The 11,446-nt window shown below is 56.6% G+C and carries 12 protein-coding genes; 7 read left to right on the forward strand and 5 right to left on the reverse strand.

Annotated elements, in window-relative coordinates; genetic code table 11:
- Positions 1 to 14 precede the first annotated feature (14 nt).
- Positions 15 to 1,820: a M1 family metallopeptidase gene (locus tag WDB70_RS00580; protein ID WP_406665582.1), complete on the reverse strand. Its 1,806-nt coding sequence runs from the start codon at positions 1,818 to 1,820 to the stop codon at positions 15 to 17.
- 98 nt (positions 1,821 to 1,918) lie between these two features.
- On the opposite strand from WDB70_RS00580, the gene dinF reads away from it, so the two are divergent.
- The gene (gene dinF, locus WDB70_RS00585; protein ID WP_406665584.1) at positions 1,919 to 3,214 is read left to right on the forward strand and encodes an MATE family efflux transporter DinF; all 1,296 of its coding nucleotides are present in this window, start codon (positions 1,919 to 1,921) and stop codon (positions 3,212 to 3,214) included.
- Here dinF and WDB70_RS00590 read toward each other — a convergent pair.
- On the reverse strand, positions 3,204 to 3,434 hold the full coding sequence (locus WDB70_RS00590; RefSeq protein WP_406665586.1) for a hypothetical protein: 231 nt from the start codon (positions 3,432 to 3,434) through the stop codon (positions 3,204 to 3,206). The two genes, dinF and WDB70_RS00590, sit on opposite strands and share 11 nt — an antisense overlap.
- Complete coding sequence (gene nfuA, locus WDB70_RS00595) at positions 3,434 to 4,012, reverse strand: NfuA family Fe-S biogenesis protein (protein ID WP_406665588.1); 579 nt, start codon at positions 4,010 to 4,012, stop codon at positions 3,434 to 3,436. The genes WDB70_RS00590 and nfuA overlap by 1 nt, the downstream gene beginning before the upstream one ends.
- A gap of 102 nt (positions 4,013 to 4,114) precedes the next feature.
- Here nfuA and WDB70_RS00600 point away from each other — a divergent pair, with 102 nt between their 5' ends.
- Positions 4,115 to 4,507, forward strand: a complete 393-nt coding sequence (locus WDB70_RS00600; RefSeq protein WP_406665590.1) for a hypothetical protein — start codon at positions 4,115 to 4,117, stop codon at positions 4,505 to 4,507.
- A gap of 77 nt (positions 4,508 to 4,584) precedes the next feature.
- Entirely contained in the window at positions 4,585 to 7,080 is a 2,496-nt protein-coding gene (locus tag WDB70_RS00605) for a M14 family zinc carboxypeptidase (RefSeq protein WP_406665592.1), read from the forward strand.
- A 15-nt stretch (positions 7,081 to 7,095) separates the two neighbouring features.
- Here WDB70_RS00605 and WDB70_RS00610 read toward each other — a convergent pair whose 3' ends face one another.
- Positions 7,096 to 7,290, reverse strand: a complete 195-nt coding sequence (locus WDB70_RS00610; protein WP_406665594.1) for a hypothetical protein — start codon at positions 7,288 to 7,290, stop codon at positions 7,096 to 7,098.
- Positions 7,291 to 7,352: 62 nt separating this feature from the next.
- Positions 7,353 to 8,036, reverse strand: coding sequence for a ComF family protein (locus WDB70_RS00615; RefSeq protein ID WP_406665596.1), 684 nt, complete (start codon positions 8,034 to 8,036; stop codon positions 7,353 to 7,355).
- Here WDB70_RS00615 and bioH point away from each other — a divergent pair, their 5' ends adjacent.
- The 4 genes from bioH (at position 8,037) to WDB70_RS00635 (ending at position 11,428) form a co-directional block, all read left to right on the forward strand.
- Entirely contained in the window at positions 8,037 to 8,786 is a 750-nt protein-coding gene (bioH, locus tag WDB70_RS00620; protein ID WP_406665598.1) for a pimeloyl-ACP methyl ester esterase BioH, read from the forward strand.
- 54 nt (positions 8,787 to 8,840) lie between these two features.
- Positions 8,841 to 9,047 carry a hypothetical protein gene (locus WDB70_RS00625; RefSeq protein WP_406665600.1) on the forward strand — a complete coding sequence of 69 codons (207 nt, stop codon included), beginning with the start codon at positions 8,841 to 8,843 and terminating at the stop codon, positions 9,045 to 9,047.
- 83 nt (positions 9,048 to 9,130) lie between these two features.
- Positions 9,131 to 10,852, forward strand: coding sequence for a C4-dicarboxylic acid transporter DauA (gene dauA, locus WDB70_RS00630; protein ID WP_406665602.1), 1,722 nt, complete (start codon positions 9,131 to 9,133; stop codon positions 10,850 to 10,852).
- Between the two features lie 219 nt (positions 10,853 to 11,071).
- Positions 11,072 to 11,428, forward strand: a complete 357-nt coding sequence (locus WDB70_RS00635; protein WP_406665604.1) for a hypothetical protein — start codon at positions 11,072 to 11,074, stop codon at positions 11,426 to 11,428.
- Positions 11,429 to 11,446: the final 18 nt, after the last annotated feature.

Consider the following 11,446-nt stretch of genomic DNA (forward strand, 5'->3'; position numbering starts at 1 on the left):
GCGGCCCATCTCACTTATTTGACGATGTCGTCGAGGCTATGCTGTGCCAGCGGGTGGTAGCCTGGGCGGGCTTCGGCATATATCCGTTTAGCCAGCGCCTGATAGCGAGGCTTGGCCATCAGCATCTCGTACAACGGTACTATCAGTTTGCGTCGGCCAATATGCCTCAGATAATCCGCCATGTCAGCAAAGGCCGGCTGGTAGTCATGGGCAATGGCTTGCCGATACCAGGCATGGGCTACTTCGTTGTTGCGGGTGCCGGTCAGCATAAAAGCCTGATCCAGGGCGCTGAGCTGAGCACTGCTGATGCTCTTCGGGAGCTGGTTGATGAAATACAGCTGTTGCTGCGCCGTCCAGGTTTTAAAGGCAATGGCGCTGACCTTGCGTTGCCCTGTCAGCCATTGCTGCTGTTCATCAGCGACCTTTTTAAAGGCATCAGAATGTGGCTGTGGGGCACCGGCTGGCAGCCCTGGTTGGTAAATCCACTGTTTCAGGCGTGCTACATCCAGGCCCTTTTTCGCTGCGTAATCAAGGAACATGGCGGTAGACACCGACTGAAAACGGAAGTGCTGGAAATAGCCGCGCAAGAAGGCATCCATTTTCTTGCGCCCCAGGCGGTTTTCTATTTCAAACAGCATCAGCGCGCCTTTTTCATAAGGAATATCAGAAAAGGCGTCGTCTGGGTCACGGCCGGTCAAATCCGGTACTAAACGGGTGTCGGCGGCTGGCATCTTGTGCAGATCTTCTTGTAGATCCTGGTAGCCAATTACCGCTTCCATACGTTCGCGCGGCTTCCCGTACACCGCTTCCATAATGCGGTAGGTCAGGTAGGTGGTAAAACCTTCATTGAGCCACAGATCCTGCCAGGTGGCGTTGGTAACCAGGTTGCCGGACCAGGAGTGGGCCAGCTCATGGGCGATCAGCGACACCAGCGATTTGTCGCCAGCGATAACCGTAGGGGTAATGAATGACAACCGGGGGTTTTCCATACCGCCAAAGGGGAAGCTCGGGGGCAAGATCAGCAGGTCATAGCGGCCCCAGGCGTATGGGCCGTACATTTTTTCTACCGTGGTCATCATCGCCTCGGTATCTTCGAACTCTTTGGCAGCGGCTTTGAGTACCGACGGTTCGGCATAGACACCGGTCCGTTTGCCCATGGCCTGAAAGCGCAGATCGCCCACTGCCAAGGCAATCAGGTAGGTCGGAATGGCCTGCGGCATATGAAAGTGATAGACACCGTCAGCACTGACGGTTTGGCTATTTTCGGCGCTCATTACGGCCATCAGCCCTTTGGGAACCGTCAAGGTGGCGTCGTAGGTCAGGCGCACGGACGGGCTGTCTTGCAAGGGAATAAAACTGCGGGCCTGAATAGCCTGGGCCTGGGTGAACAAGAAGGGCTGTTTTTTACCGGCGGTCTGGGCTGGTGTCAGCCATTGCAGGCCGGTTGCCCCCTCGGTGGTGTGGTAGCGCACTCGTACCTTGTTGGCGCCTTTGGCCAAAGTAATGCTCAGCGGAGTACCCAATGCCTTGCTGCCTTGACCCCAGTGCCATTGGGCCTGTTGCCAGTGGCCATCTACGGCTTGCTCAACCCGGGAGACTTTCAGCGCGCGGGTATCCAGTACCAGCGTATTGACCTCGGGTTGCAGGCGTTTAAAGTCAAGGGTGGCGGTGCCGGCCAGTTGCTGTTGGGCAAAGTCGACATTCAGATTCAGTGTCAGGTGTGTGGTTTTGACCTGATCAAAATTGCTGTAGGAATTGATATCCGGGGCGGCGCTGGCAATTGTGCTGAGCAGGGCCAGGCCAAGCAGGGCTGTTTTCATTTGTTAATAACTCCGCAACATTTGCAGGCAGTGTAACGACCTTGCCTGCACTTGCCCAGCAGGGCAGACTTGGCCCAGTTCACAAAACTGAGCTTGCCGTGACAGCTGACCACCGCCGGGTACTGCATCTGGCCGTACCGATGATCCTTTCCAACATCACCGTGCCGCTACTGGGGCTGGTGGATACCGCGGTGATCGGCCACCTGGCCGACCCGGCTTATCTGGGTGGCGTGGCAGTGGGCAGCATGCTGATCACTTTTTTGCTGTGGCTGTGCGGTTTTTTGCGGATGAGTACCACGGGCCTGATTGCCCAGGCCCATGGTCGTGGCGATCATGCTGCGCTGGCGGCCTGGATGGTGAAAAGCCTAACGCTGGCGCTACTCATTGCCGTATTCGTGCTGGCTTTACAGGTGCCCATTGGCGAACTGGGGTTGTCGTTGTCGGGTGCCTCGGCGGCGGTGGCGGAGCAGGCCAGTCATTATTTTTACCTGCGCATTTGGGGATTGCCGGCAGCACTGGCAAATCTGGCCATATTGGGTTTTCTGGTGGGGCGCCAGGACACCCGTGGACCCATGGCGGTACTGATTTTGGCCAATGTGCTTAATATGCTGCTGGATCTGCTTTTTGTGGTGGGTTTTGGCTGGCAGGTCAAAGGGGCTGCTGGCGCATCGGTAATTGCCGATTACAGTGCCCTGGCCCTGGGATTATGGCTGGTGCAGCGGCGGCTGCCCCTGCGCGCGCTGGCGGCGGCATGCAAGGTGCCGGGCTGGTCGCAGTTGCTGCATTTGAACAAGGATATTTTGCTCCGCACCTTCAGCCTGGAGCTGTGCTTTTTATTCATTACTTTTCAAGGTGCGCGGCTCGGCGACACCGTAGTGGCTGCCAATGCGGTACTGCTGAACTTTTTGCTGCTGATTTCCTACGCTCTGGATGGCATTGCCTACGCGGCTGAGGCGCTAACGGGCAAAGCCATTGGAGAACAAGACGAGGCAGGGTTACGCCATTGGGTACGGCTATGCGGCCAGTGGTCGTTGCTGTTTGCGCTCGCATTTTCCCTGCTCTTTGCTCTTGCGGGTAAGCCGATTATTGCCCTGTTGACCGACTTGCCCGGGGTGCGTCAGGTGGCCGGCCAGTATCTGGGCTGGGTGGTTGTTTTACCGCTGGTCGCCATGTGGTGTTATTTGTTTGATGGCGTCTTTATTGGTGCTACACGAGGCCGGGATATGCGTAACAGTATGCTGCTGGCGGTATTCGGGGTGTTTTTTCCGCTGTGGTTTGTCAGCCAGGGTTTGGGGAATCACGCATTGTGGCTGGCCTTGACCGGGCTGATGGCCATGCGCGGGCTGAGCCTGTGGTGGCTATACCGGCGCCCTGGCTTTGTATTCAGCGGTTAAGGAACTGGCTGATACGGTTGCAAAGAATGCCGGTATACCCCACCAGCGCCACACAAAAGCCCGCCGCGCCTACAGCGATGCCCGGGATCTGCAATACCACATCGAATTGGTGGCCAAGATAAATCAGTAGCAGTCCCAGCATAAACAGCACAAAACCGGTCAGAAATCGCTTAACTGACCGGCGTGGTTGGCTGCCAAGGCGCTCAATGAGCTGGCGCATCAGTAATAAGAATGCTCGCCGGCCTGGTGCTCGGTGGCGTCTTTGACACCCTTGAGTTCGTCCGGGAAAGCGGCTAGCAGTTCTTTCTCAATGCCTTCTTTGAGTGTGACATCGACCATGGAGCAGCCATTACAGCCACCGCCGAATTGCAGTACAGCAACGCCTTCAGCAGTGATTTCCATCACGGCTACCTGACCACCATGGCTGGCCAGCTGCGGGTTGATTTGTGACTGCAATACATAGTCGATGCGTTCGATAAGCGGCGCGTCGTCAGCCACTTTGCGCACTTTTGCGTTTGGGGCCTTGAGGGTCAGCTGGGCACCCATCTGGTCGGTGACGTAGTCAATTTCTGCTTCTTCCAGAAAAGGCGCTGAGCTGTTGTCAACGATGGCATCGAAACCAGCAAAAGGCAGACGGATATCACTGGCTTCTACTGCGTCCGGTGGGCAGTAAGACACGCCGCATTCGGCATTGGCAGTACCGGGATTGACCACAAATACGCGAATGTTGGTGCCGTCCGGCTGGTCGGCGAGCAGTTTGGCAAAGTGGGCCTGGGCGGCCTCGGAAATGCGGATCATGGTGCCTCTCAAAAACCTGACTACTTTACTCGGGTATGATAGCGCGCTTGGCCCCGAAAGCACAAAGGGCTAGCCTGTTTGGCAGCTAAAAAGGAGGTTTCGATGTCTTTACGGGGATTACCCCTGTCACTGCGCAGTACTGCTCGCCAGGGGCTGATGTTGGCGACGCAACAACACCTGGACCCAGAGTCGGTGGCGCGTTGGCGCCAGCAATGGGCGGCTTTTCGCCCTAATGAACAGACCCGTATTGCCCTGTGGCTGCAAGAAGAGGCCCAGCTGACAAGCCAGATCAGGCGCCAGCACTGGCTGTTAGTGTTTATTCTGGTGGTACTGGCAGGTGGTTTTATGGGCTATGCCGATGCTCATCAGATCGCCTACAGCAGCATCTGGCCGATGCTGGGGGCGGCATTACCGGCGCTGGTGTTAATAGCGCCCATACGCCATCGCCAGCGAGTAGAACGGCACCTTCAGCAATTATTACAAGACCAGCGGTAACACTTTCAAGTTAACAAGTCTGTTACATTTCGCCGTGCTTAGTTAGTCTGAAAGCAGACTGACAGGAGTGTTGTGCAATGAAACAGTTTTTGGCGCTGTTGCTGGCCCCGTTTCTGGCGCTGGCCAAACCCACCGGTGAGTATTTTCCCCAGCAGCCCATGAACCCGGTGTTGCCGACGCCGGAGTCGGTGCTGGGTTTTGGTATTGGTGACTGGCACCTGCGCTTTGATCAACAGCAGCAGTACCTGGCGGCATTGGCTGGCCGTTCTGAGCGCATCCAGGCATTGGCCATTGGCCGCACCACGGAACAGCGCCGGCAGGTCTTACTGGCTATATCCAGCCCGGCTAACCTGGCGCGGTTGGAGGCGATCCGCCAGGCTCACCTCAAAGTCACCACCGGTAAACGCGATAGCGCCTTGCCCGCGGTGGTCTGGCTCGGTTATTCGGTGCATGGAGATGAACCCTCCGGGGCCAATGCGGCGCCACTACTCGCCTATTGGCTGGCGGCCAGTAATAGCCCGCAGGTACGCCAGATCTTGGAGCACACCATTGTTTTTATTGACCCGGCACTAAACCCGGATGGGCTTGATCGCTACGCCAACTTTGCCAACAACATGGCTGCTCAGCAGCCGTCAGACTCACTACAGCACCGTAGTCGCTGGCAGGATTTTCCGGCCGGGCGGCTGTCGCATTATGGTTTTGATCTCAATCGTGACTGGCTGCTGCTGACGCACCCGGCGTCACAAAATCGCATCCGTTTCTGGCAACAATGGCTGCCACAGGTGTTTGGTGATTTCCATGAAATGGGGCCACATAGCACCTTTTTTATGCAGCCGGGGGTAGCCAGCCGGGTTAACCCATTGACACCCAAAGAGAATCAGGCGATCACCCGGGCCTTGGCCGCGGATGTCGCCAAAGGTCTGGATCAGCAAGGGCGGTTGTATTTTACCGGTGAGTCCTTTGACGACTTCTACTGGGGCAAGGCCTCCAGCTACGGCGATGCTATGGGTGCTATCGGTATTCTCTACGAACAGGCCCGGGTACGTGGCCAGGTGCAGGCGACGCCGTTTGGCCGCAAGACCTTTACCTTCAGTATCGAAAACCAGCTGCTGGCCAGCCAGCAATTGCTTAGTGGCGTGGTGCACAATAAAGCGCGGTTGGCTCAGTATCAAAATGACTTCTTTCGTTCGGCGGTTGCCGACGCGAAAAGGAATAAATTACGCGGTTATTTGCTCAAAGATCCGGGTGATCCGGCGCGGTTATCGGCCCTGGCGTTATTGTTGCGTCGCCATGGTATTCAGGTGCAGCGTTTACAGGCACCGGTGACGCTGGCGGGCAACGTCATCACACAAGGCCTTTTTGTGCCGCTGGCACAGCCACAAGCGCGTTTGGTGCAGTCGGTCTTTTCGACACCGACCACTTTTGCTGACAACACCTTCTACGATGTATCCGCCTGGAACCTGCCGGCAGCGTTCAACATCGAGGCGCTGCCGGTCAGTCGCCGTCAGTACCAAAGTGCGATGTCCGGGCCTGACTGGCAGGTGCAGCCGGCGTCACTACCCGCAGTGACGGCGGCCTACGCCTGGACCATTTCCTGGCAAGACAGCCGGGCACCGGCTTTACTGGCCGATTTGTTGCGCACTGGGGTAAGAGTGTTTGCCCTGGGCCGTGCCGCCCACAACGGTAAACAACTTCTGCAAGCAGGCGATTTGCTGATCCCAAGGCGGCAGCCAGGTGGTGATGTACTGGCGCTATTACAGCAGCTTAGTCAGCGTCATCAGCTGGCTATTCGACCGTTGGCCAGTGGCCTTTCACAGCAGGGTGTCGATTTGGGTAGCCCTTCCTTGCTGCCCTTACGGGCGCCACGGGTGGGGTTGCTGGTTGGCCGGGATATTCACGCGCAACGTGCCGGTGGTGTCTGGCATAGCCTGGATACCCGCGCAGGCGTAGCGGTCAGCCTGCTTGATAGCAGTGTCTTACCCTGGTTGGATTTACGGGAATTTACCCATTTGATCGTACCGGCGGCAGCGCCACTGGCGCTCAATAGCGAGCAAAGCGCGCGGATCAAACAATGGGTAGAGCAGGGTGGGCGGTTGATCCTGATGACAGATGCAGTGGCCTGGGCCGCTCAGCAGGGTTTACTGGCGGTAAAACTGAAGGATGAACAAGCTCGTTTGGCGCAATTTGCCAGTGCAGACTTGCGTTACGCGGATCAGGATGCGCATCTGGCGCGCACTTTGATTGCCGGCACCCAGGTGCTGGCACAGCTGGATAACAGCCACCCGCTGAATTTTGGCCTGGTTCGGCCGGTCCTGGCCTTGATGCGGGACCACACAGTGATGGTGGCAGAAAGTGAGCAACCTTTTTCCGTGTTGGCCCGTTACCAACATGAGCCCTTGCTGGCAGGCTACATGAGTGAGCCCAATCGCCGGGCTTTGGCCGGTACACCGGCAGCCATTGCCCAGCACTTGGGGCAGGGCAGCGTTGTTGCGCTACTTGATGATGTCAGTTTCCGGGGTATTCAGCGAGGCTCTGAACGTTGGCTCACCAATGCCTTGTACCTGCCGTTTTAAAACCGCCGGGGTGGCTTAACTGGGTAAGGGAATACCCTGAAACAACGAGCCGACCAGCAGCAGGCACAGAGTTAAAGTCAGGGTAACCATCAGCGCATTGATGCGCTTGTCCTGCGGGCCCTTATTAGTCAGCAGCTGTAGTAATAAATGAACGCTGATAAGGCCGCCCAGCAGTACACCAAACATCAGGATCAGGGAAAACAGGTCCACGGTGCCAGCACAGGTATTTTTGGGGCCTCTTATTTATCAAAAAAGTGCGCACTCGTCACCTGTCAGGCGCGAGCCAGACACCACACCTGCACCTGTTGGCAGCCATGGGCCTTGAGCAGCTTTGCCAAGAGGTTGACGGTGCTGCCGGTGGTCACCACATCATCGACTATGGCCACATGCTCGGGCACCGGTCCACTAAGGCTAAAAGCCCCGTTGAGGTTACTGAGCCGCTGCCGCCGGCTTTGCCCCTGTTGGCGAGCTGTGGCGCGGTGGCGGCGACATAAATGACAGTTGACCGGTAGTGCCAAGGCGTTACCCAGTTGCCGGGCAATAAGCTCAGCCTGATTAAAGCCTCGCCACAGCCGGCGGCGCCAGTGTAGCGGTACTGGCACCAGGCATTCGGGCTGCGGTTGTTCCTGAAGTCGTGCCAGTAACGGCTGGCACAGCATGGCATCAAGCCACCACTGGCGGTGGTGCTTGAATGCTTGCAAGGCCCTATCCAGTGGAGGCCCGTAGCGGTAACCGGCAACTAACCGGTCAACGGTTGGCGGCCGCTGGCGGCAGTGCTTGCAGGGGCTGGGGCCCGGTTCGCCGCAGCGTTGGCAACAGCGGCCGAGATCAGGCAAGTCGTGTAAACAGCACTGACACAGAGCGGCACTGGCCGGCTCATGGCACAGCCAGCAAAGTGACGAAGGCTTGGCCCTGGCCAGCAGAGCCGCTAGCATAGGCGCGCTTTTGGAGGTCATATGTCATCACCTGTCCTGGTAATGTTGCACGGCTGGGGCGTTAACGGCGCCGTGTTTTCATCCCTGTTACCTGCCCTTTCGGGCATTGATACCATTGTGGTTGATCTGCCCGGATTTGGCGAAGCGAACGCTGAACCGGCCCATGCTGATATCGATACTCTGGCCCGGGCCGTGGCGGCCAAAGTGCCGGCAGGGGCCATCTGGTTAGGCTGGTCGCTGGGTGGCCTGGTTGCTATGCAGGCGGCGCTGCATGGTTATGGGCAGATGAAGGGGCTTATTACCCTTGCTTCCAGCCCCCGCTTTGTTGCTGACGACAACTGGCCGGGCATTAAACCGGCGGTGCTGCAACAGTTTAAAGACAGTGTGGAAGGCGATATCGCCACACTGCTTGACCGTTTTTTGGCCATTCAGGCCATGGGGGCGCCCAGCGCGCGTCAAGACATCAAAGCGCTACGTGAGCAAGTCCTGGCCCGGCCAATGCCGAGCCGGGCGGCGTTGGCCGGTGGGCTGGCCATCTTGGACAATACCGACCTGCGGCCGGCGCTAGGGGCCCTGAACGTGCCAACTCTGCGGCTGTACGGGCGGTTGGACGCACTGGTGCCGGTGGCCATTGCCGAAACCCTGGATCAGCAGTTACCAGGCTCTCGCAGTCATGTCTTTGAGCACAGCTCTCATGCGCCCTTCATTTCCAACCCGCAGCAGGTGGCTGCGGCAATTAAAGTGTTTTTCGAACGCGATGTGAGCTGGTGATTTTTTGCGCGCTGACGTACACTCAGCGTTATTCAAGCATACCGGAGAGCGGCCATGAACAGTGTGATTGCCAGTGGTCTTCATTTACAAAACACCGCCATGCAGCGTGCCAACGATGCAGCCAGTACCCTGGCTCGGGGTGAGGTGGGTGTAGAGCCGGTAATGCAGCTGAATGTAGCCAAGCAGGAATCAGCCGCTGCCGCCAAGGTGATCAAAACCGCCGATGAGATGCTCGGCACTCTGATTGATACCCTGGCCTAAAGCCCCTTTTTCTTATAGGGGTACTTTCTCCTTCCGGCCGTTACTATAATATCGCCTTCAGCTACCGTTATAAGGCGTTATCTGTGCCACACCGCGCCCACCTTTTTTCCCTGCAACTGGGGCATGCCCTGCGAACCCGACTGGCTGAAGGTTATAACAGGCAAGATGCCATTCATGATCTGATTGCCGGGGTTACGGTCGGTATCATTGCTATCCCATTATCGATGGCCCTGGCTATCGCCAGTGGTGTGGCACCGCAATATGGCCTTTATACGGCGATTATTGCCGGGCTGGTGATCGCACTCAGTGGTGGTTCACGTTTTTCTATTTCCGGGCCAACGGCTGCCTTTGTGGTGGTGCTCTATCCCATTGCCCAGCATTATGGCCTGGCCGGCCTGCTGGTTGCCTCGATGATGGCGGGAATATTGCTGCTACTGATGGCCTTCTTTCGCTTAGGCCGGCTTATCGAATACATTCCTGAAGCCGTTACGCTGGGCTTTACCGGTGGCATTGCAGTGGTGATTGCCACCTTGCAGATAAAAGATGTTTTCGGCCTGTCGATATCGGCCTTGCCGGCGGATTATCTGCACAAAGTCTGGGCGTTATTGGCGGCATTGCCGCAGATGCATTGGCCGAGCTTGCTGGTGGCAGCCCTGACACTGGCGGTATTGTTACTCTGGCCACGGTTGAAAACCCCCCTACCTGCACACTTGCCGGCGGTATTGCTGGGAACGCTGGTGGCATTGGCACTCTCTGCTGCTGGCTACCCGGTTGACACCATTGGTTCGCGGTTTCATTACCTGCTACCCGATGGCTCGGCCGGCAATGGCATACCCGCCATTTTGCCCAGTCTGGCTTGGCCATGGCAGCATCCAGGACCGGCTGGCCAGCCGTTAGTGATGAGCTGGTCACTGGTGCGTGACCTACTGCCGGCCGCTTTTGCCATTGCCATGCTGGGCGCTATTGAATCGCTATTGTGTGCCGTGGTGCTGGACGGTATGACCGGCAAGCGTCATAGCGCCAATAGTGAACTGCTGGGCCAGGGGATCGGCAATATCCTGGCACCACTTTTTGGCGGCATCACCGCCACTGCGGCCATTGCCCGTTCGGCGGCCAATGTGCGGGCCGGCGCTCGTTCGCCGCTGGCAGCGGTAGTGCATGCCTTGGTGGTACTGGCCGCTTTAGTGCTATTGGCGCCCTGGTTGTCGTTACTGCCGATGCCGGCCATGGCGGCGCTGCTGTTGATGGTGGCCTGGAATATGAGTGAAGCACCAAAGTCCTTACAGATGCTGCGCACCGCGCCACGCAGTGACGTCTGGGTATTGGTTACCTGCTTTTCCCTGACGGTATTGTTTGACATGGTGGTGGCCATAACCGCTGGCATCTTGCTGGCGGCGGTACTGTTTATGAAAGAAATTGCTGAGATGACCAAGGTCAGTGATGTTACCGATAATCGCCGGGTCATCGACAAGCCGCTGCCAGCAGGGTGGGTCGCTTTTAAAATCAGCGGGCCACTGTTTTTTGCCGCTGCTGACCGCATCTTTGCGGAAATGGCGCAACTGGCGCAAGACAAGCAAGGCATCCTGCTGTACATGGATGCAGTCCCTTTGTTGGATGCCGGGGGCCTGGCCGCCCTTAACAAACTGGTGGCGCAATGCCAGCAGGCACACACTGAGCTCGTGGTTGCTGATTTACAGTTCCAGCCGCTACGCACATTGGCGCGGGCAGGGGTAAAACCCGTGCCCGGTGTGTCGCGTTATTACGGCACCTTGCGAGAAGCAATTGAGACATTGGTGGCGGAGTGAAGCGTAAATACCAAGGTTTTTGTTTTTATTGATATCAGCATTGGCATTGGAAAAAATGCAAAACCAATAATGCCTATTTTTTAGGCTTTTTAGTGATGCTTGTCATAATTTTGATGTTATTTGTTTTAATGTTATCGATCTCTTTGTTTTATTCATTTGACACTTGCTTCTCAGATGTGAGTGGAAAGTTTTTTTTGTGAATTATCAAGGAGCTAGATAATGAAACTGAAAACAATTCTGTTAGCCGGTCTTTTCTTTAGTTCAACAGCAGCCATGGCGGATGGTATGAGTTGCTTTGTTGATACATCTCAAATGGATAGTTTTACACCAACCCATTGCGGGGCGATCATCTATGGTGCTACCCAGGCGACGGCGGTATTCAAAATTGATCCTTTACCAGCCAATTATTATATCGACTGGCACAATCCAGGTTGCGCAGCTAATGCAACAATGTGTACGACTGTTATAAGTTCAAGCGCATCGCAATCCTACAAGGCAACTGCCACAGTGATCGATTTGGATGCCGGAACTGTAACAGATGTTTGGGCGACTGCTCATTTTGAAGATGGCCGTTGATTGACGGGGTCGCGAGAT

Origin of the sequence: Gallaecimonas aegicerasi (assembly GCF_045291545.1) — a bacterium.
Taxonomy (GTDB): Bacteria; Pseudomonadota; Gammaproteobacteria; order Enterobacterales; family Gallaecimonadaceae; genus Gallaecimonas.